Source organism: Lactiplantibacillus sp. B652, assembly GCF_023806745.1.
Taxonomy (GTDB): domain Bacteria; phylum Bacillota; class Bacilli; order Lactobacillales; family Lactobacillaceae; genus Lactiplantibacillus; species Lactiplantibacillus pentosus.
The window spans coordinates 61,671-81,677 of the sequence record NZ_JAMSKY010000007.1 but is presented as its reverse complement, the minus strand read 5'-3'; the positions used below and the strand labels follow the sequence as shown (position 1 = coordinate 81,677).

Annotated in this window: 19 protein-coding genes; 7 read left to right on the top strand and 12 right to left on the bottom strand. The window is 48.2% G+C overall.

All coding sequences use genetic code 11. The features are described 5' to 3' along the window. Positions 1-81: 81 nt before the first annotated feature. On the bottom strand, positions 82-558 hold the full coding sequence (locus MZO40_RS09855; protein ID WP_088770607.1) for a GyrI-like domain-containing protein: 477 nt from the start codon (positions 556-558) through the stop codon (positions 82-84). Between the two features lie 122 nt (positions 559-680). On the opposite strand from MZO40_RS09855, the gene MZO40_RS09850 reads away from it, so the two are divergent. Further along, positions 681-1,613: a YafY family protein gene (locus MZO40_RS09850; protein WP_105961008.1), complete on the top strand. Its 933-nt coding sequence runs from the start codon at positions 681-683 to the stop codon at positions 1,611-1,613. Positions 1,614-1,662: 49 nt separating this feature from the next. Here the strand turns inward: MZO40_RS09850 and MZO40_RS09845 are convergent, their stop codons facing one another. Next, positions 1,663-2,871, bottom strand: coding sequence for an ATP-binding protein (locus tag MZO40_RS09845; RefSeq protein WP_105961007.1), 1,209 nt, complete (start codon positions 2,869-2,871; stop codon positions 1,663-1,665). Positions 2,872-3,164: 293 nt separating this feature from the next. Between MZO40_RS09845 and MZO40_RS09840 the strand changes: the two genes are divergently transcribed. Continuing rightward, positions 3,165-3,827, top strand: coding sequence for a TetR/AcrR family transcriptional regulator (locus MZO40_RS09840; RefSeq protein ID WP_105961006.1), 663 nt, complete (start codon positions 3,165-3,167; stop codon positions 3,825-3,827). Continuing rightward, positions 3,824-5,611 carry a translation elongation factor 4 gene (lepA, locus tag MZO40_RS09835; protein ID WP_105961005.1) on the top strand — a complete coding sequence of 596 codons (1,788 nt, stop codon included), beginning with the start codon at positions 3,824-3,826 and terminating at the stop codon, positions 5,609-5,611. Before MZO40_RS09840 ends, lepA begins: the two co-directional genes overlap by 4 nt. A gap of 194 nt (positions 5,612-5,805) precedes the next feature. Here the strand turns inward: lepA and MZO40_RS09830 are convergent, their stop codons facing one another. From MZO40_RS09830 to MZO40_RS09820, 3 genes are all read right to left on the bottom strand, one after another. After that, positions 5,806-6,888: a YdcF family protein gene (locus MZO40_RS09830; RefSeq protein ID WP_105961004.1), complete on the bottom strand. Its 1,083-nt coding sequence runs from the start codon at positions 6,886-6,888 to the stop codon at positions 5,806-5,808. Between the two features lie 157 nt (positions 6,889-7,045). After that, positions 7,046-7,801 (bottom strand): ABC transporter permease, encoded by a 756-nt coding sequence (locus MZO40_RS09825; protein ID WP_003639855.1) that lies wholly within the window; start codon positions 7,799-7,801, stop codon positions 7,046-7,048. Continuing rightward, positions 7,798-8,448 carry an ATP-binding cassette domain-containing protein gene (locus MZO40_RS09820; RefSeq protein ID WP_105961003.1) on the bottom strand — a complete coding sequence of 217 codons (651 nt, stop codon included), beginning with the start codon at positions 8,446-8,448 and terminating at the stop codon, positions 7,798-7,800. Before MZO40_RS09820 ends, MZO40_RS09825 begins: the two co-directional genes overlap by 4 nt. A gap of 149 nt (positions 8,449-8,597) precedes the next feature. Here MZO40_RS09820 and rlmD point away from each other — a divergent pair, with 149 nt between their 5' ends. The 3 genes from rlmD to MZO40_RS09805 all read left to right on the top strand — a co-directional run bounded on the left by rlmD (position 8,598) and on the right by MZO40_RS09805 (position 11,682). Beyond that, positions 8,598-10,043, top strand: a complete 1,446-nt coding sequence (rlmD, locus tag MZO40_RS09815; protein WP_252133253.1) for a 23S rRNA (uracil(1939)-C(5))-methyltransferase RlmD — start codon at positions 8,598-8,600, stop codon at positions 10,041-10,043. Between the two features lie 30 nt (positions 10,044-10,073). Then, a complete protein-coding gene (locus tag MZO40_RS09810) occupies positions 10,074-10,517 on the top strand; it encodes a hypothetical protein (protein WP_252133252.1) in 444 nt (147 codons plus the stop codon). A gap of 310 nt (positions 10,518-10,827) precedes the next feature. After that, on the top strand, positions 10,828-11,682 hold the full coding sequence (locus tag MZO40_RS09805; RefSeq protein WP_105961001.1) for an NAD(P)H-binding protein: 855 nt from the start codon (positions 10,828-10,830) through the stop codon (positions 11,680-11,682). Between the two features lie 111 nt (positions 11,683-11,793). On the opposite strand, the gene MZO40_RS09800 is transcribed toward MZO40_RS09805, so the two are convergent. The 7 genes from MZO40_RS09800 to MZO40_RS09770 all read right to left on the bottom strand — a co-directional run bounded on the left by MZO40_RS09800 (position 11,794) and on the right by MZO40_RS09770 (position 18,252). After that, positions 11,794-12,624: a Cof-type HAD-IIB family hydrolase gene (locus MZO40_RS09800; protein WP_105961000.1), complete on the bottom strand. Its 831-nt coding sequence runs from the start codon at positions 12,622-12,624 to the stop codon at positions 11,794-11,796. Between the two features lie 75 nt (positions 12,625-12,699). After that, positions 12,700-13,155, bottom strand: a complete 456-nt coding sequence (locus tag MZO40_RS09795; RefSeq protein WP_050339885.1) for a MerR family transcriptional regulator — start codon at positions 13,153-13,155, stop codon at positions 12,700-12,702. Positions 13,156-13,314: 159 nt separating this feature from the next. After that, positions 13,315-14,112, bottom strand: coding sequence for an SDR family oxidoreductase (locus MZO40_RS09790; RefSeq protein ID WP_252133251.1), 798 nt, complete (start codon positions 14,110-14,112; stop codon positions 13,315-13,317). Between the two features lie 283 nt (positions 14,113-14,395). Then, on the bottom strand, positions 14,396-16,387 hold the full coding sequence (locus MZO40_RS09785) for a PTS glucose transporter subunit IIABC (protein ID WP_105960998.1): 1,992 nt from the start codon (positions 16,385-16,387) through the stop codon (positions 14,396-14,398). A gap of 245 nt (positions 16,388-16,632) precedes the next feature. Continuing rightward, entirely contained in the window at positions 16,633-17,301 is a 669-nt protein-coding gene (locus tag MZO40_RS09780; RefSeq protein ID WP_088770591.1) for an endonuclease III domain-containing protein, read from the bottom strand. Positions 17,302-17,398: 97 nt separating this feature from the next. Further along, complete coding sequence (locus MZO40_RS09775; protein ID WP_252133250.1) at positions 17,399-17,665, bottom strand: hypothetical protein; 267 nt, start codon at positions 17,663-17,665, stop codon at positions 17,399-17,401. Positions 17,666-17,700: 35 nt separating this feature from the next. After that, positions 17,701-18,252, bottom strand: a complete 552-nt coding sequence (locus MZO40_RS09770) for an NADPH-dependent FMN reductase (protein WP_056952637.1) — start codon at positions 18,250-18,252, stop codon at positions 17,701-17,703. A gap of 341 nt (positions 18,253-18,593) precedes the next feature. Between MZO40_RS09770 and MZO40_RS09765 the strand changes: the two genes are divergently transcribed. Further along, positions 18,594-19,874 (top strand): hypothetical protein, encoded by a 1,281-nt coding sequence (locus MZO40_RS09765; protein ID WP_105921685.1) that lies wholly within the window; start codon positions 18,594-18,596, stop codon positions 19,872-19,874. Positions 19,875-20,007 lie beyond the last annotated feature (133 nt).

Genomic DNA, 20,007 nt, shown 5'->3' with positions numbered 1-20,007 from the left:
AGCGCGTTCAGACCTGTTTAGGAACTTGGTCTGAACGCGCTTTTTGACATGTTTAGTAATCAGCGACTGAACTGAAGCGGCCTAGTTGGCAACGACTGGGACTAATGCGACGCCTTTGAATTGGTCACCAACAGCTTGGATTTGAATCGCGTTGGGACCACCAACATAACGATGACTGGTCAGTTGGGGTAAAATCTCGCCAAAGACAGCGCCAGTTAGTTGGCCAGCCAATTCATCTTGGGACGTTGCACTTCCCGTAACGACTAGATAAGGCCCACTAGGAAAATCAATGCGTCGGTCAGCACGGAGGGTATCGTTTTTGGGCAAAACAGCTGCATAGTACATCATCTTATTATTGACGGCTTCATTTACCGCGTACAAACAATCATCTTTGGCGCCAGATTTGAGTTCGGCCAACGCCCCATCCGCCTCGATGCGTTGCCAAAAATCAGCCTTTTCACGACTAATTCCGGCAAAATCATTGAACTGACTCTTAATCGTCAGTTCCAAGCCCACAACAGTAAATTGTTCCTTTGTTTCAATTTGATAAGTTGTCATAATTAATCCTACTTTCTGGGAATTACCTTGGTATTCCGTTTGATTGCCTTTATAATAGCAACAAACCGTATCAAAAAATGACACCTTTAATTCAAGAGCATTAATTTAAGAGGAGGTTTCCGATGAATAAAACAACTCGCATTAATTTAATTATGCGCTATATCAACAACCGCTCCCAGTTTACACTCAAAGAACTGATGCAAGAATTCGACATTTCGCGTTCAACCGCTATTCGTTATGTTCGGACAATCGAAGATTTAGGACTACCGCTCGTATCCGAACCAGGTCGCAACGGTGGCTACGTGGTCATGCGTAATCAAGTGCTCCCAGCCATTCATTTTACGACCGACGAAATCAAAATGATGTTCATTGCATTTATGGCAACCCGCAACCAACAGCTGCCTTACCTCACTAGCCGTCGGACCGTTACTGAAAAGTTGCTTGGTCTAATTCCAATCACCCAACAAGACGATTTACTAGTCCTGAGTCAACAATTAGTCTTTGATGGGACTCATCCCCAAAATCCCAACTTACTTGACCGCGCTGACTTACCTGACCCCGTCCTCGAGGCCCTAATTCAACAGCTACTTATCAGCCAGTGTATGCAGATCACGGATAATCACGGTCAAACCTATCAAATTGCCGTTACCCATCTATATCATGAACAAAGTCAGTGGTGGCTTGAATTTATTAAGTTAGACACCACGACTTTAGTCCAATCACCCTTAGCCAAGATTACTGGCGTGGCAGCCGCACAGAACGATTTGGATCCCCAGACGATTGCCGACAAATTAAAAGCGGCCACACCCAAACCAAATGTCGTGCTACAACTCGGGGCGACCGCCGTCAGCCGTTTTAAACGTTACCACCCATTCTCACTCTCACTTGCCTACACCGATCCCTACCAAATGCAAGGCATTTTGAGACACTACCTACCATCAACAACTGATGAAATTGCCTTCTTTGGTGATTGGTTGCAGTTTCTCGGTGAAGATGTCACGGTGGTGCAGATACCGGCAGCATTGCGCGATTATTTGAAGCGCCGGTATAACTAAATCGTCATAAAATGAGCATTTCGGCGTGGCTTGTTCCGCTAAACCTGGTTTACATCTCACTAGGGGCATCACGTAATAACCAATCTACGATATTAATGACCGGAATCCCGTCAACATCGTGAATGTCTGGATAATGTCGTTGCGTGATCAATAACTTCTCGTAATTGTCTCGTAATTGCAGTAAATCATCAGTTTCACGACTATTGGCCGGGATTTCATAAGATACTTGAACGTATAAAACGCGGTCAACTTTACGGGCCACAAAATCAATTTCCTTCGTGTTCATTTTGCCAACGTCTACTGTGTAGCCCCGTCGATGTAATTCTACGTAGACCACGTTCTCAAGCTGACCAGCATAATTGCCTGGCCGCCGACCGATTGCCGTCCGTCGCAACCCGGGATCCACGATAAAATATTTACCAGCAGTTCTCAGATACTTCTTGCCACGTAAATCGTATTGTCGCGCCCGGTAGAATAAGAACGCATCTTCTAGCAACTGTAGGTAGTTTTCAACCGTATGATTACTAATCGAGATGCCTTCATTCTTCAATACGCCCGCAACCTTGGCAGGTTGGACTAATTGACCGATATTATCGGCTAAAAACGCGACTAGCGCTCGCAGTGAGATAATATCACGAACCTGTGCTCGCTCTGCGACGTCTTTTAACGTAATCGTGTCATACAAACTCGATAAAATGTCATCTTTCAGCGCTACCGGACTTAAGGTAACGAGTGGGAAGCCACCGTACTTTTCATAGGCCAAAAACGCTTGGTCCACCTCACGTGAATCGGACGTGATCTCCTTAGCTGCTAAAAATTCTTTAAATGAAAATGGATAAATGGGAATCTCCACATAACGCCCGCTTAAGAGTGTTGCTAGTTCACCAGACAACATCTTTGCATTAGAACCAGTCACAATAATGTCGCAATCATAACTGACGCGAATACCGTTGACCACCGTCTGCCAGCCGTCGACCATTTGAATTTCGTCCAGCATGATATATTGGTGGCGTTGCTTATCCAGCTTAGGCTGTAATACTTTGACTAACGCGTCAGCAGTACGCACGCTCAAAAGTTCCAATTCTTCAAAGTTCAAATAAATAATTTGATTGTCGGCAACGTCTTGGGACTTTAAGTAATCTCGATATTGCATCAACAGAACCGACTTACCGGAGCGCCGAACGCCCGTGATAACCTTGATCAAATCGGTATCTCGAAATTGAATGAGTTTTTTTAGATATTCCGCACGCTTAATCATGGACAGCACCTCACTTTTGGATTTAGCGGTTAATTTCTGAAATGGAAGTATAGTTCCATTTTAGCTGTCATTTGTTAAATATGGAAGTATACTTCCATTTAGACTCATTTTTCTCAAATATGGAACTATACTTCCATTTACACCCAACTTTCTAAAATATGGAACTATACTTCCATATTCGACCAGACTGCTTAGCTTCCACTAGATTGATCATCAAAATTGACCACCAGTTATTTTTGGTGTACCCTATCCAAAGATAACCACCAGTCATTTTTAAAAAGAAGGTGTTCAGCATGGCTAATATTTACACCCCCAACCAAAAAGCGGCCAAACGGCAGGCAATCATGCAGGCCGCCATCGATTTGTTTGCTCATAACAGCTATACGGAAATTACGATGCAGCAGATTGCTGAAACTGTGGGTAGTTCTAAGGGCACGACGTTTCGCTACTTTGCCACCAAGGAAGACCTGTTCATGACCATCTTGTTGGAAGATTACCAGCGCTATTTTGAGCAGCTAATTGCAGCACTGACACAAGAAGCAAACTTTTCAGCATCTGAGTATATCGCCTGGATGGTCGAGCAGACGAAACGATTGATCGAGCAGCATGACGTTTTGATTCGTTTGAATGCGATTCGCGGGCCCATCCTTGAAGGTAAAGCGAACATGGCCGAGACCATCGCACAACGAGATGCGTTGTATGCCGTCAGCCAGCGCTTGGGTCAACAGTTAGTGGTCCAAACCGACAACTTGTTGGCACAGGCCCAGTTCAGTCACCTATTTATCGTGCAAAGCGGCATCATCAGCGGTCTCATGAACATGGCCTCGTTGACGAGTTTTAATCACCAGAAGTTAGCACGGACCTATCCGGATTTTGAAATCCAACTGGTCCCTGAAGCACAACAACAGATCAAATTTTATTTAATCCAATATTTAGAGGAGTTTTCGAAAAAATGAACCAGCGCAATATTCGTAACTTTGCTATTATCGCCCATATTGACCACGGCAAATCGACCTTGGCAGACCAAATCATGGCACTGACCAAGACTGTCAGCACGCGCGAACAACGGGCCCAGCTGTTAGATGATATGGCAGTTGAACAAGCCCATGGCGTCACAGTCAAGGCACGGACCGTTCGCAATTATTATCAGGCCGAAGATGGGCAGGAATACGAATACAATTTAATTGATACCCCGGGGCACGTTGATTTTAATTATGAAGTGGCTAAAAGTTTGTCAGCGACAGAGGGTGCAATTTTATTAGTCGATGCGACTCAGGGCGTCCAAGCCCAAACCATCGCCAATTATCGCATTGCCAAAAAGCACCATTTGCCACTGATCCCCGTGCTCAATAAAGTCGACCTAGCCTCAGCTGATATCGAAGCTGCCTTAGCAGGATTACACGACCTCGATTCAGCGTTTACACCAGACCAAGTCTTATTGATCTCTGCCAAAACGGGCCAAGGCGTTCCCGCCGTCTTAGAAGCCATTCGGACCCGGCTCCCCGCACCCACTGGAGATGCCGCCGCTCCGCTAAAGGCCTTAGTATTCGACTCGCTGTACGACCCTTACCAAGGCGTCATCGCCTACGTTCGACTGATTGACGGTCAACTCAAGTCCCCACAAGCGCTCAATTTAATGGCTGCTGACTGTCATTTCACCAGTAAATCAATTGGCGTCATGACACCGAACATGTTGCCCCAAACCAGCTTACATGCCGGCGATGTGGGCTACGTGGTCACGGGCATCAAAGACCCCAAACAAATTCGCGTCGGCGACACCCTAACATCCGCGGAGACACCGACTAGTCAGCCCCTCCCCGGATACGAACCTGCAAAATCAATGGTCTTCGCTGGCTTGTATCCGCAAAACAATGATTTCCCCGCACTCAAAGCGGCCGTCCAAAAATTGAACTTGAACGACCCCTCGTTTACATTCGTTGAAGAACGGTCAGAAGCGCTCGGCGTCGGCTTTCGTTGTGGCTTTCTGGGCGCTTTTCACCTTCAGATCATCCGTGAGCGACTGCAGGATGAGTATGGCATCGATGTTCTGACGACCGCGCCGAATGTGACCTATCACGTGACGCTCAAAAACGGGCAGCACGTCGTCGTCAACAATCCAGTGCAATTTCCCGCTTTCAGCTTGATCGAGCACGTCGAAGAACCCTTCATGAAAGCCGAAATTACGACGCCCGATGCTAGTTTGAACGCGGTACTGAAGCTCGCTGAACAACACAAAGGGACCCTAATCGACTTATCGAACAATGGCGAGCTAGTCGTTGCTGTGGTCAAAATTCCGTTGTCTGAAATCGCGTCCCACTTCTTCTCTGAACTCAAATCCGTCTCACATGGGTTTGCAAGTCTCAACACGACCTTTTACGATAATGAAGTGAGTGATCTCGTCAAAGTAGAAGTCGATATCAACTACGCCCCCGTGGACGCGCTCACCTTCGTCGTTCATCGCGAAGACGCGCCACAAATGACCCAGCAATTAGTCATTGGGCTGAAATCAACCGTGCCACGCCAATTATATCCAACACCCGTTCAGGCGATCGTCGAAGGGAAAGTCCTAGCGCGCGTGGATGTGCCGCCATTACGTAAAAATGCGGCCGTCAACGGTGACAAGCATAGCGTTTCCAAGAAGGCCGCCCTGTTACGCCGCCAAAGCGCGAACAAACGGCGTGCTACCAAGAACACTATCAAATTACCGCAAAGCGTGTTCAATACGATTCTTGGTATCTAACACATACACGACCCCGACCAACTACGGCCAACAACTTGTTCATTTTGATCCACCGAAAACCTAAAGTGGCGCTTCAAGAATTTTGCAATCAATTCTTGAGGCGCCACTTTTAATCTAGCATTATCTGGACCTAGCTCACTAAAACGATTGTCGCTACCGACTTTAACCCGGGCGTATAACGAGCCGTTCTGTCATCACCCAGCATAATAAGCATCAAACCACACCAGCAGTAGCGACATAATCAACAGTCCTACCACCGCCAGCGCGTGCCACCACTTATTGCGGACGAAGATGGCAATGTATTCTCGCAGGATCGCATCAGGCAAGAAGAACCGTGCCGTGCGCGCTCCGATGCCATCCGCTTTGAGCCCCGCTTGCTTGGCAAACATCCCTGCTCGCAGCGTATGGTAGTTATTCGTTACAAAAACCGTGCGCGGTTGCTTGATTGGGCCCTGGTCAATCAATTGCTTACTAAACTGCATATTTTGCAGCGTCGTTTTGGACTTCGTCTCCGCCCAACCAGCCGACGCCGGCAAACCATGGGCAATCGCATAATCTAGCATCGCTTGGCCTTCTGGGACTGTCTCGTCGCCACCCTGACCACCAGAAAAAATCATGATGGCGGGATGCTGCGTCTTGCGCTGTTGCTTTTGATAAAATCGCAAGCCACGCATGATCCGCTGACCTAGCAATGGTGAGACCCGGTTACCATCCAGCAAGCCCGCCCCCAGGACAATAATGTAATCTTGCCGTAATCGCGGCCAGTTAAATTGATAAATCGTCAGCATCGTCAAATAGTTATAGAACCAAAATCCCACATAGAGTATTACAAGGTTTGGAAAAATCGCCATGAAATGGCTGACTGGTTGTGGGACATACTGACTCACCCGATTGCCGATAAATGGCAAAATCAGAATCGCTAACCCCAGATACAAGGTCAACATATTGGCCAAGGTATGGCTCTCATGGCGCCACATAATCCAAGCGTTCCACAGTAGAAGAAAGGCCTGTAACGCAAAAATCAGCCCAATCAAACTCAACAGTAATACAAATAGTGTGCCACTGACGATGATCAGCCAATGAATATTACTGCCGAGAATCGTCACGGCTAACATGGTTAAAAAGGAATAGAAAAATAGCGAAAACCAGATGCCGTTACCTAAGCGCACTTTATCGCGATGGTACCGCCACCCAAAGCCAGTCCCAAAGAAGATTGGCACTAGCCAACCCCAGTAAAACACGGCTGGAACTGGGACCCACACTGCCGCATTATTCACATCAACACCCCCGCATAACGTTTTATTCAGCTCCCATCATATCGGAGTCGCCGCGGGACTGCAATCAGGAACCATTACTTCGGCCTAACTGATTTGATAATTGTCATCATTTAGCCTAAAACCAGCAATGACCCACCCAAGCTGCATGGCCATCACATTACTTCAATTGTTTCTGGGCATTATAGAAGTTGCGGTAAGCCAAGTAGCACGCGATAATCGAGCCCAAACTCGTCGCTGACAAGAGCATGAATGTCACCATGATTTGGTACTTGATGGCCCGCACAGGATCGACACCGGCAAAAATCAGCCCAGACATCATACCTGGCAGACTGACCAACCCGACCGTTTTGGCAGAATCAATCGTGGGCGACATTCCAGTACGAATCGCTTCGCGGACGATGGCAATCGAGGCATCTAACAAGCCCGCTCCGAGTGCCAGTCGTTCCAGCACGCCCTGACGTTGATCGTGGAATTGGCTATTTAAGCTACGGTAGGCCAACCCAATCGCGACCATCGAATTCGACGCAATCATCCCAGAAATCGGGATCATCTGGGACGGAATAAACTTGATGGCTCCTGATAAAACGAGTACGCCCAACGTCACGCCGGTGCTGACAAAGATGGCTAATAGTGAGATTCCTAACGCGTGGTCGATGCCCGGGCCACGTTTTTTCGCATTCCACGCCGCATTAAAGATAATGAAGCCCATCATCGCTAGCGTCAGCCATAAATTATTAACGCGGAAAATGTACTTCAACAAGTAGCCGACAATGAACAACTGAACGACTGCGCGAACGACACCAATAATAATGTCCTTGTCTAAGCCCAATTTTTGCCACAAGCTAATCCCGAGCGCAACTAAGACTAACATGGCTGCGAGAAACAACGATGTGTTATTAACTGCTAAATTCATGCGTGCACCTCCAAGCGTCCATCGACAACTTTCACGAGCTGGTCGGCTGCGGCAATCTCCGTCGTATCGTGCGTAATCATGATGGTCGTGACGTGTTCCTGCTCATTAAGTCGCCGTAACCACTGGTGGACAATATCTTTATTCGCTTCATCTAATCCCGCGGTCACTTCGTCTAGAAGTAGGACTTGCGGTAAAAATAAGACATTTCGAATCAAGGCCACCCGTTGCCGCTCCCCACCGGAAAGCTCGGTGACGGGTTGGTGTAAGGTCCGTTCTGACAAACCAAAGTTCTGTAAAGCCGTCACGACGCGGCTGGTATCCATTGGTTGTTTGCGAATCTGATAGGGAAAGGCCAAGTTGTCCGCCACCGTTTCGCCAAATAAGGTCGGTTGTTGGAAACAATACGAGACTTGCCGCCGATACATAATGGGGTCGTAACTTTCAATCGGTCGGCCCTCAAACTGCAAGTCACCACTCGTTTTCGAAATCATGGCCGCCATGATTCGCAATAAAGTACTCTTGCCGCCCCCCGACGGCCCGGTCAACGTGATGTGAGCCCCCGCCGGAATCTGCCAATTAATATCATGCAAAATGTGCTGGTCCGCAACTTGATAATTAACTTGTGACAACGAAATTAACGCCTTCATTTCTAGCCACCCCCGTTATTAGATTAGAATCATTATAACCTGATAATGTATCGGCTTTCAATGAAAACTACTCAGTGATTGTCGCTTTCCCGCCATGCTATAATGGGAGTTAACACAGTTCACAGAAAAACGAGGTCAAAATTAAACTTATGCCACAATCTAACCATTATTCGCACCAATCCCGATCACACAATGATCGACGCCGGCAGCAACCGGCCGAGAAGGTGCAGTCGACCGTTACGATCGGCCAACGTTTTCCACTCACGATTCGGCGCCTCGGCATCAATGGCGAAGGAATCGGTTACTATAAGCACGTCATTACGTTCGTCAAAGGCGCCCTACCAGAAGAAGTCGTGGTCGCTGAAGTCACCGCAGTCCATCCGCGGTATTTGGAAGCTAAAATTCGCAGTATTCGTAAACCAAGCCCGGACCGCGTCGATCCACAAGACGTCTACGCGGGCGAAGTGGGTGGTTTCGAGCTCGAACACCTCGACTACCCGGCACAATTAACGTTCAAACAAGATTTGATTCGCCAAGCACTCGAAAAATATCGACCAGCCGGTTATCGCCACTACGACGTCCGGCCAACGATTGGCATGGCTGACCCGTATGCCTACCGCAACAAGGCCCAATTTCAAGTTCGGATGATCGATGGTCACGTCGCCGCCGGACTTTACAAAGAAAATAGTCATGACCTAGTCGACTTACCGACTTGTTCCGTTCAAATGCCAGCAACCATGACGGTGATGCGTCAAGTCGTCGCCTGGTTAGAAGAACTCGAAGTGCCGATTTACGATGAAACTCACAACTCAGGCATCGTTAAAACGTTGGTCGTTCGCGAAGCCGCCGCAACTGGTGAAGTCCAACTAGTTTTCATCACCAATACGCCTAAGCTACCCAAGAAGCACCAACTGTTGATGAAGATTGCTGAAAAGTTACCAATGGTCGTCTCAGTCATGCAAAACGTTAACGCTGGTAAGACGTCCCTCATATGGGGTGATCAAACCACCTTACTCGCTGGTAAACCAACGATTACGGAAGAACTCGACGGCTTAGTCTTCGACCTGTCTGCACGGGCATTCTTCCAACTGAATCCGCAACAAACCAAGAAGTTGTATCGGTTGGCACGCGAAGCACTCGACTTAGCACCTAACGAGGCCTTAGTCGACGCTTATTCGGGGGTCGGAACGATTGGCCTGTCACTCGCGGATGTCGCCAAAGAAGTTCGGGGTATGGATACGATTCCGGCCGCGGTTGCGGATGCCAACGCTAACGCGAAACGCAACCAAATCACGAACGCCCACTACGAAGTTGGCGAAGCCGAAGTCTTACTGCCACAATGGTTAGCCAGCGGATTCACACCGGACGCGATGGTCGTCGACCCACCACGTACCGGCCTGGACGGCGTGTTAATCGACGCTATCTTACAAAGCGCACCCGAAAAACTCGTCTATATTTCTTGTAATCCATCGACCCTTGCGCGTGATTTACAAGAATTGACGCGCGGCTACCAAGTCGACTACATTCAGTCGATCGATATGTTCCCGCAAACGGCGCGCTGTGAGGCGGTCGTACGCTTTACGAAACGCCATTAATTAATTTATTTTTTCGAAGGGGGAATCTCCATGGCAGCTACTGATAGCCAAATTGCACTCACGATGACCTTTACACTACGGCCACCGTTCAAGACGCACTTCTTATTGTTAAAGGATTACGTGGCGGATGTTCGCATTCCAGCCCGTGATGGCGTGTTGACGACGATCATCGCCAAAAACATTCCGTTGACCCCGGCGCTGGAACAACTCAAAACGATTTTCGACGACGTGCAAAACCCCGTATACTGGCAATTACACGACCAAGCGGTACAGGAATTTTTCAGCGCCCATCCTGACCAGCGTCCAGTATTGCCCCTAGATCTCTTGCAAGTCATGCTGAATACCTTGTCTGCTCAAGGATTGTCAGACGAACAACTGATGCACATTATGCGAGAAGTCTTCGAACACTTGCAGACCAACGACTTTAACAGCCAGGTCGCGCAGCGGATTTTGACTTCGCTGAATAATAAATAACGCCACATCATTTACCACTGATTTTCATCAATAGGATTAGATAACGCAATGTTGTTTAATCCTATTTTTTTGGACATGAATCAAAAACGGCGGCTATTGCGGGCAACCCAAAATCCATGGTGAAACTACATTAGTAACACATTACGACAGAATCACAGCCATTATTTCTCTAGGAAACCAACCGATATTCGGCGTATAAGTAGCAGTCTTTCCAATTGTTGCAAGCAAAGTTGTTGACTTTGAAGTTACATGTGATAAGCTGATTACTGTAATTTTTATTGATACAGCAAGCTGAAAGGATGTTTTACTTATGAAATATGCTGTCACTGCCGCTACTGGCAAGTTTGGCCAAAGTGCCGTTAGTACGCTTAATGCTAAAATCGGTCCTGAAAATGTGTTAGTAATTGCTCGTAATCAGGACAAAGCCACGCAACTATTTCCTGATAATCCAATTCGAATCGGAAATTATGATGATGTCGACGCCATGACGAAAGCCTTCGAAGATGTCGAACGCGTGCTCTTCGTCTCCTCACAACCCGGCGGTCCCGTTGACCGGGCCACTGCTCATAAAAATGTCGTGACCGCACTCAACGCCGCACATGTTAAATTTGTCGCCTACACTAGTTTCCCCCACGCACAGACAGCAGTTAGTGCCCTCGCTAGTGACCATCGTGCGACCGAAAATGCCATTACAGCGACCAATATTGCGCACAGTTTTCTGCGCAACAACTGGTATTTGGAAAACGAAATGGGATTCTTACAAAGCGGCAATCATAATCAAGAAGCCCTGTATTGGGCTAACAATACGGCTGGCTGGGCCTTGGAACGAGAATACGCAGCGGCTGCCGCGAACGTTTTGATGGCAGAAGATCCTCAAGAAGTGTACGAATTTGCAGGAGCAGCTCGCACCTATGCCGAACTCGGTCAAGCACTTCAAAAAGCAACTGGTAACCGATTTAAGATTACGCAAGTCAGTCAGGAAGCATACACGCAATCCCTTGAAGCGACTGGCCTCGATTATGATACCGCTGCTTTATTTGCCTCATTTCAAGCTCCAATCAATGATGGTGCCCTAGCTGAAACGTCAGCAGACTTGGCAAATGTCTTGGGACATCAACCATTGGAAGCTAGTGCGGCCATTCAAGAAATCTTAGCGCGCTCATAATAAGCCAGCTATCCATCAGACACTATTTTGGATACAGCAAAGAGAGGAAGCCCACATATTGGGGACTTCCTCTTTTGTATTATTTTAACGTTTCTCAGCCGAACGTACTAATTAACGCGTTACATCAGCAAAATACCGTGCTAAGGTTAGTTGAATACCATTATGATCATTATCAGTCGTTACCATATCCGCGGTATCCTTAACAGTTTGAGGCGCGTTGCCCATCGCCACTCCGACGCCCACTTCTTGGAGCATCGCAACATCGTTGAAGTTATCGCCGAACCCCAGCGTTTCAGCTGTTGTGAGTTGTTCATCCGCCAACAGTTTTTTCAAAGCAGCGGCTTTGGTGACACCGGTGGCCACGATTTCTAGATACGTCGCCTTAGAACGATAAACGGCTAAGTCCTCAAATTCAGACGTTTGTAGTCGTTGCTCGATTGCTTGAATCACAGCAGCCTCCGCCATAATCATAATTTTGTGCACTGGCGTTGGCGCCACTTGTAGCCAGTCGGCAAGGTCAGCCACGTGTGGTTGATAGCCGATGCCGTCAGCTTCTTGTTGCTCCCACTGACCCATGCTGGCCACCAACCAGTCATTATTCGTATAAATATTGATGGAAGCAGTTGGCCATTCTCGGGCGATCAACGCCTGGACCGACCGTGCCAATTCAGGAGCAACCGCCCGTTCCTCAAAGACTGTCAGTTGGTCATTGGCATCAGTGGTTGCCGTTAGCGCCCCGTTATACGCAATCATTGTAGAATTAATCCCCAACTGCTGGGCGATACCAAACATCCCTTTGGGTGAGCGCGCTGAAGCTAACACCATCTTTGCACCCTTTGCGACCGCCGCTTGAACACCCGTAATCGTCGCGGGTAATAATTGGCCGTGGCTGTCAACTAAGGTACCGTCGATGTCGCTTACGATTAGTTTAATTGTTTTCATCTTGCTTTTCCTACTTTCACAAGTTGCCTATCCGTCACAAAAAGGCCTGAGATTCCCCCAGACCTAAGGACTTCACTACTCTAATTCCCGCCGATTCTTCAAATCAAACACCACTTTGTCCCCCACGAGTTTGGCAAATAATTCCTGCTCGGGTTGGGGGTCAAATGGCCCCAAATCGACTAGAATCTGGCCATCGTCCGCCACTTGATACCCTTGATACCGATCAAAGATGACGTGATACATCGTTTGGGCTGGTCGCATCCGCTCATCCACCTGAGCGGCCGCCGCCTTCAACGTATAACCAGTTTGGAGTAAGTTACTCATCGCGGCCGCTTTGATAACCATTTTCATGGTATAAATGCGTGCCTGACCTGGCTCATCCTCATTCTTAGGAATAATGTACCCCTTTTTTTGCCAATACCGCAGTTGTCGTGGCGAGACACCAGTCATTCTGCTCAATTCACTAATGCCAATCGTTAGTTGACCCTTATGGAATAGCTCGCGTAAATCTCTACGCGTCCCGTTTGCCATGCTGGCGCCTCCTTTCCAAAATTGCTATTACACTAGATTATAGCATGGAATCTAGTCGCCACCATTAACTCACTGGGAATTTTGTGTGATTAATTAGCTAAGACGGTACGTCGTTTGTAAGTAGTCAGTTAAGGATTGTGCTGGCTGGCCCATAATCTGCTAGTAGTCATCGCTGACCGTTGCTAACAATCCCATGGCCCCACCCGCGTACATTGACGCTAACATCGGACCTTCATTATTCTGATTATACATATCGCTGAAAGCCTGCAACGATACCGGTTGATAGCCAATCGGTTGTCCACTGACTTGACTCAAAACGGCCGCCAATTCTGGCATCGTGTAGGCCTGCTCTTGAGTCAGCGTGTAGATGCGGCCGCGTTGTAATAAATCTGGCGTCGTTGCGACCTTGGCAAACGCCGCGGCACTATCCGACTGACTGATAAAGCTCAAAGCCTGGTCGCCCATCGGATAAATGACGTTGTGCCGCTCGATTAATTCTGGTAAATACGGCACCAACGGATCAGCGTACAGCGCATTGCGGACAATCGTATAATTGAGGTCAGTACCAGCTAACCGCCGTGGCACGTAGCCGTAAAATGCTGACAAGGCAAATGGATTGTTGGCTTGGTCAGCAATAAAGCCCATCACTAACAAATGCTGCACATTCGCTTGCTGGACTGCCGCTAAGACATTCTCAAACTCTTGTACCCGCGAATAACTGTCGTGGCTCTTACTTGGGATATAAATCAAGACATCACTATCTTGGAAGAAAGCTTTTAATCGTTCTGGCTGTTGGTAATCAATTGCCATCACCTGCATGCCCTGTTGTTGATAAGCCCGTGCTTTACTAGGCGTGTGAACGCCTAAATATAAGTCGCTGGGGTCCACTAACGGTTTGATAGCCGCAACAATCTGTTGCCCCAAATGACCCGTAGCACCTGTAATCGCATATTTCATCTTAACCCGCTCCTCATTGTAACTTCATTAGTTACATTAAAACGGATTTAGTTGCGTTTGTCAATCAAAACTGCTTATGGTCAGGAAGGTACCATAAAAGTCTGTTTCCTGCTGACTTAGAAACTGGCGTGCACTGCGCTTAAGTCATCGTCCCCCAACCGTCACCGCTGCGACCACAAAAAATTGGCAGCCACCAATTTACGATGACTGCCAATAAGAGCTCAATTTTACGCTAAAAATTTTAGCCGAATCTCAGTAAACCATTCAATGCGACCCGTTTGACCTATGCGACCTGCTGCCCAAGATGCTTCTTCTTCGGCGCCGTCTTCACATTCTTAACGTCACTGTCTGAGAAGCCGAACATCCAAGTCAATGCGAAGGCGACAATCAAGTCAGCTGCAGATGCAATCAAGAAACCGTAGAAGCTGAAGTCGATGCCCTTCGGATTGAAGAAGGAGGTGAATCCAATCAGGGAGCCGGCAAAGCCCCACATGTTGACGTTAAAGAGTCCGGTCAAGAAACCGCCGACCGCACCACCGATACTTGCGGTGATGAAGGCCCGACCGTATTTCAAGTTGATCCCGTACATTGCAGGTTCAGTAACACCGCAGAATGCTGAAATCGTGGCTGGCCATGCGAGTTCCTTGATGTTAGCGAATTTAGACTTCAACGCAATCGCCAAGACCGCACCACCTTGCGCGACCATCGTTGCAGAAACGATGGCGTTCAGGTAGCTGTGACCCGTTGTGGTAATATCGTTGACCACGATTGGAATGATCGCCCAGTGTAAGCCGAAGATAACCAGTACTTGGTAAAAGCCACCAATAATCAAACCAGAGATAGCCGGACTTAGTTTGTAAATCGCCACGATTCCGGCAGCTAAAGCGCCAGATAACGCGGTAATGACTGGGCCGAGAATCAGGATAATCGCACCGGAAATCAAGACAACTTCAAACAGTGGCACAAAAATCATCCGTAGCACCGTTGGAATCACCCGTTTGAGCCATGGTTCCAACTTACTTGCTAACCAGGCCCCCGCAATCATTGGGAAGATCGAGTACGTGTAGGAAGCCACGTGTACCGGGATTCCGAAGAAGTTGGCATTGATTGCCATCCCTAACAGGTGTCCGGTCACCTTACCAGTCGTCGCCATCCCAACGATGGCTGGATAAGTGAGCACCCCACCAACAATTCCCATGATAACGGGATCCGAGCCGAGTTTCTTGGCGGCGGTGAAGCCCACGAAAATCGGTAGGAAGTAGAAGACCGAGTCGCCCATCGCATTGATGATAACGTAGGTCGGCGTGGTTGCCGAAACTATCTTGAAATTAGTCAACAACGACAGAATCCCTTTTAAGATACCAGAAGCGGCCAACAAGCCAATCACTGGTATCATGGAGCCCGTGATGACCCCAATCAGACTGCTAAACCCGTGTTTCACTTTCTGCCACGGCGACATCTTCTGCCAGGCGAGCCGGTTCGCTTCCTTTTCCATCGCAACGGCGGAGGCATCCGCGTCACCAAAGCCAGCGCCAAGTTGACCAACGATCGCATCATAGACGTCGTTAACGGCGGGACCAATCACCACTTGATACTGGCCACCCGCCTTGGCCACATCGATAACGCCCTTCAGATTGCGAATCGCGTCATCGTCCGCTTTGCCTTCGTCTTTCAAGTAAAAGCGAACTCGGGTAATGCAGTGGATGACACTCTTGATATTGACCGGTCCACCTACTTGGGCAATGATTTGAGTGGCGAGTTCATCGTACTTGCCACCCTGGCCCTTAACGATAGGCTGTTCCGGCACGTCCTCTTTGAGTTCAACGACTGCGCCAACAACACCCGCACGGACTTCGCCGACTTCTGGTGTCAGCTTAGTGACGTGATCCATCGAATTCGTAACGGCCATAATGACGGTGGTGGCCTTATGCGCATTCGCAATCGCCATCAGATCCATCGTGGCAATTTTGTCACCCGCTTCCACGGTATCCCCGACATGGACGGTAACTGTAAACGGTGGGTTCTCTGCCAATTCGACTGTATCGATTCCTAAATGCACGAGCACTTCCAGACCATTGTTCCCCGTAAACCCGATGGCGTGAAGGCTAGCCGCCACCATCGTGACCTTACCACTGATTGGCGCGACGACCTGGCCCTCAGTTGGTTCAATACCAAAGCCTTCGCCCATCATACCTTGTGAAAATACTGGATCGTGGACCGCCTTAAGCGGAACTAGCTGCCCTGCGACCGGCGTTAATAAATGCACTTGCTTCATAGCGATTCTCCCCCTTTGACTCAATTAATCGCGTTGTTAACAAACCAAGCTCAACGACCACTGGCGATTAAAAATAGCTAATACGACCCCGAACAACCAATCGTCGTTGACCTAACTCACCAAGTCACGCCTTTAACTATAAAAGCGCTTTCTTTTATAAATCTAATAATAACCGCCCCCATTCGGACGGTCAATCAAACCCGTTTGAAATCCAGCGGTTCTGACTAGATTCAGAGCTTACTTAATTAGTTTGCCAAACCTTTAGAATCAAGTGTTAATCGTTGCGTTGCCAAGGATGAGTGTGCAAAATCAGCCGCAGTCTTGACATCCTTGCCGAAATCCACGACCAACGCGTGAAACTCCCATGCCGTCGTCAAATCGTAGTCCCACGCCTGCATAATCAACTGCTGCGCACGCATGTAGTTACTTGGTAACGGTTGGTTGAGCCATGTGAACAAGCGCCGCAAGTACGTATCAACGATAATCGTCGGCTGATGAAAGACGTACATGCTAAAATAGTCAGCCGTCTCATCGCCAATGCCTCGTAACGCCTTCAATTCACTGCGGAGCTGCGTTGCCGGTAGCGCCCGCATCCGTGCCAGATCAAACTCATATCGGCCGCACCACGCCGCCAGACTTTTCAATGTCGGTACCTTGCGCGTATAGAAGCCCGCGGGTTTGACCAATTTCGTCAGCGTCTCATCACTTAAAGCTAGTAGCCGTTCAGGGTCAAAGCCGGTCGCCGTCTTCAAATTCGCCAGCGCATAATCCACATTGCGCCAATTGGTGTTCTGAACTAGGATGCCACCCCATAAAATCTCCCACGGCGTTTCGGCCGGTGGGACACCATCTTCGAGCCAATGCCGCGGGCCCATCGCCGCTAATAGTTGTTGATATAAGGTTTCAATTGTCATTTTCTATGCTCCTTGGAATCAGTTCTGCTAACGTCATGTTAACTAAAAAAAGCCGTAGCGGCAAAATTCCGATCCGCTACGACCATATTACTTGATGCTATTTAGGATAATCGTCGGCAACAACGCTGCGCTTTACGGCTAAGACAATGTCAGCCTTGTGATTTTCTGGTTTGACCTTTTCTTCAAAGTCCAATTCGGCGTCCTTAAATAAGTTTTGAATCTCAGTGTTCACTAACGGCAAGTCGCGTGGATCACCAGCCTGCTGACGAATATAGACCACGTATTGATCTGGTAATTCTTCCAAATCATATTCAACATCTTCATCATTTAAAATGACATAAATCAACTTACGTTCTTTGTTCATCTGAAACTTCCCCTTATCCATATAATTGATCCGAATTAGTCGCGAACAGCTAATTGGTGAGCAAACTTAAGGTAATCTGCAACACAATGATCGAGCCATGCCACCACTTTGTCATCCGTAATCTGTCCAGCGGCATTCATCTTGGCTTGAACGGTGCTTAGCAAGAATTCATCGCCCGGTAAGACGCGCATACCAACGCCTGGTGAATCTAGGATTTGGCGTAAATGACTCTGCGCCCGTACGGTTCCTAAGGGGCCCATGGTCGCGCCTAGAATCATCGCCGGTTTACCGATCAACGGTCGCTCGACACGTGACAACCAGTCAATGGCGTTGCCCAGCACCCCAGGAATACTATGATTGTATTCCGGTGTGACAAAAATCACACCATCGGCTGCTAAGACTGACTGCTTGAATGCCTGAACATCCGCCGGTGCTTCTAATTCAATATCCTGATCGTAGTAAGGTAACTCACTGAGATTCGGAATCGTGACGTCCATCTGATTTGCATAACGTTTTTGGACAAACGTTGCCAGTCGCCGGTTATACGAGGAACGTCGAATACTTCCGACAAGTGCGACAATCTTCATCGTGTTCAAACTCCTTTAAGTTGTAGTTAACTTTAGTATACCCCTTTTTCTGGTAATGGTCGGAACCGGTTTCAAAAAAATACGATTCTTTTAGGCCAACGCAAGCTTGGTTGACCACGTGACTGGTGCTACCGTCGTACTAGTTGAAATCATTTACGTTGACGACAATAATTATTTTAATCCGCAGGCCAGCACCCTAATGATTTTCAATCATGAGTGACTCAAGCCCGGTTTGAACGGCACATTAATAAATTTTCAAAAATGTTTCTTAACTTTTTCCAAAAACAAACTGCCGTACCTATCGCATTGAATTGAGTCTGCTATACTAATGATTAGAGAAAATGATTGGGGGGTTAATCGTGTATTATCGTGGTGAAGCACTTGATTTTTTAAATATGTTACATACAACTGGCACCGCACCACTCATGCGTTCACGCATCGTCTTTTCCAGCCAGATCGATGTTGAACGACTCAAGGCTGCCGTTCTCACTTCCGCACAAGTCGTGCCCGAGATTTTCGGCCACTACCAAGTTGACCGTAATCGCTTCGTCGTTACTGATCAACCAGTCAACCAAGTTATCCAAGAAGTTCAGAGCCCGTACAGTCCTGAAAATACTGATTTTGACTTTACGAACGGGCCCCAGTTGCGACTCTTCGTCATCCATCATGGCGATTACGATGTCTTGCAGGCTTTTATGAGTCACCTGCTGACTGACAATCGGGGCTTCAAAGAATACTTATATTTACTCGCACAAGCCTACAATGAAGAAGACCTGACTAACCTCCATAATGAGCGTCGTTTACGGCCAATTATCACCAAGATTCAGCGGCAATTCTCCCGACCACGCGGACACGCCCCAATGGTGACTGGCATGGTGAAACTACCCCACTATCCGGGTATCAATCTCCGCCACGGTGGTCACGTCATGCTGAGCAGTACGCAATTCATGCGCGTCCGTCGTGTGGCTAAAGCTCAAGATGTCGGTATTAGCGAAGCAATCCTGGCTGCTTACGCCAAAGCCCTCCAAGTCCTGACTGGCCACACCACGGTGACGTTACCCTGCCCAATTGATTTACGCCGATTCACCGCTGAAGCTGAAGACGTCACCCAAGTCGCTAACCTGACCGTCAACGTCTTTCTCACGATCCATGTTGATATCGACGCACCCTTCAACGACTTAGTGAAGCAAGTCCACGATTTATTGACGGTTGAACGAACCCGGGTCGCGTTCCTATATCGTCTCAGCAATTTACAAAAAATGAACCACACGATGCCAATTACCGTCATGCGCAAAATGACCAATCGCTGGCTCCCACAGCCCGCCTTGCGCTACACCAACTTTGGTGTGATCGACCAACAACGCCTGCGTTTTCACGGCCTATCAGTCGTTAACTGCGTCTTTTCCGGTGCTTTCCATCCCTCACCAACCATGGAGATTGCCGCAAGCACCTTCGCCGGAACATGTACGTTAAGCTTCAACAGTACCGGCTCCGAACGCGATTATCAGCTTTCAATGAAGATTTTGGAGAACATCCAGGCGCAATTACTCGTCTGGGCCCAAACCAAGCCACAACCAGCCGTGGCCGAAACCGATGCAACGACATTGCGTCATCAAGCTTAATTTTGTAACCTAAAGAGCAGTCACTTCCGATTTGGAGTGACTGCTCTTTTAGTAGGCTAGTTTTGGTTGGTAAGTGCGCCTGGGTGACCTGGCTGCCTTGAATCGGCCTATTTCATGTGAAACCTGATTCTCT

Coding starts and splice junctions, on each gene's coding strand:
- MZO40_RS09855 (WP_088770607.1), bottom strand. CDS start 558: ATGACAACTTATCAAATTGAAACAAAGGAACAATTTACTGTTGTGGGC.
- MZO40_RS09850 (WP_105961008.1), top strand. CDS start 681: ATGAATAAAACAACTCGCATTAATTTAATTATGCGCTATATCAACAAC.
- MZO40_RS09845 (WP_105961007.1), bottom strand. CDS start 2,871: ATGATTAAGCGTGCGGAATATCTAAAAAAACTCATTCAATTTCGAGAT.
- MZO40_RS09840 (WP_105961006.1), top strand. CDS start 3,165: ATGGCTAATATTTACACCCCCAACCAAAAAGCGGCCAAACGGCAGGCA.
- lepA (WP_105961005.1), top strand. CDS start 3,824: ATGAACCAGCGCAATATTCGTAACTTTGCTATTATCGCCCATATTGAC.
- MZO40_RS09825 (WP_003639855.1), bottom strand. CDS start 7,801: ATGAATTTAGCAGTTAATAACACATCGTTGTTTCTCGCAGCCATGTTA.
- MZO40_RS09820 (WP_105961003.1), bottom strand. CDS start 8,448: ATGAAGGCGTTAATTTCGTTGTCACAAGTTAATTATCAAGTTGCGGAC.
- rlmD (WP_252133253.1), top strand. CDS start 8,598: ATGCCACAATCTAACCATTATTCGCACCAATCCCGATCACACAATGAT.
- MZO40_RS09810 (WP_252133252.1), top strand. CDS start 10,074: ATGGCAGCTACTGATAGCCAAATTGCACTCACGATGACCTTTACACTA.
- MZO40_RS09805 (WP_105961001.1), top strand. CDS start 10,828: ATGAAATATGCTGTCACTGCCGCTACTGGCAAGTTTGGCCAAAGTGCC.
- MZO40_RS09800 (WP_105961000.1), bottom strand. CDS start 12,624: ATGAAAACAATTAAACTAATCGTAAGCGACATCGACGGTACCTTAGTT.
- MZO40_RS09795 (WP_050339885.1), bottom strand. CDS start 13,155: ATGGCAAACGGGACGCGTAGAGATTTACGCGAGCTATTCCATAAGGGT.
- MZO40_RS09790 (WP_252133251.1), bottom strand. CDS start 14,112: ATGAAATATGCGATTACAGGTGCTACGGGTCATTTGGGGCAACAGATT.
- MZO40_RS09785 (WP_105960998.1), bottom strand. CDS start 16,387: ATGAAGCAAGTGCATTTATTAACGCCGGTCGCAGGGCAGCTAGTTCCG.
- MZO40_RS09780 (WP_088770591.1), bottom strand. CDS start 17,301: ATGACAATTGAAACCTTATATCAACAACTATTAGCGGCGATGGGCCCG.
- MZO40_RS09775 (WP_252133250.1), bottom strand. CDS start 17,665: ATGAACAAAGAACGTAAGTTGATTTATGTCATTTTAAATGATGAAGAT.
- MZO40_RS09770 (WP_056952637.1), bottom strand. CDS start 18,252: ATGAAGATTGTCGCACTTGTCGGAAGTATTCGACGTTCCTCGTATAAC.
- MZO40_RS09765 (WP_105921685.1), top strand. CDS start 18,594: ATGATTGGGGGGTTAATCGTGTATTATCGTGGTGAAGCACTTGATTTT.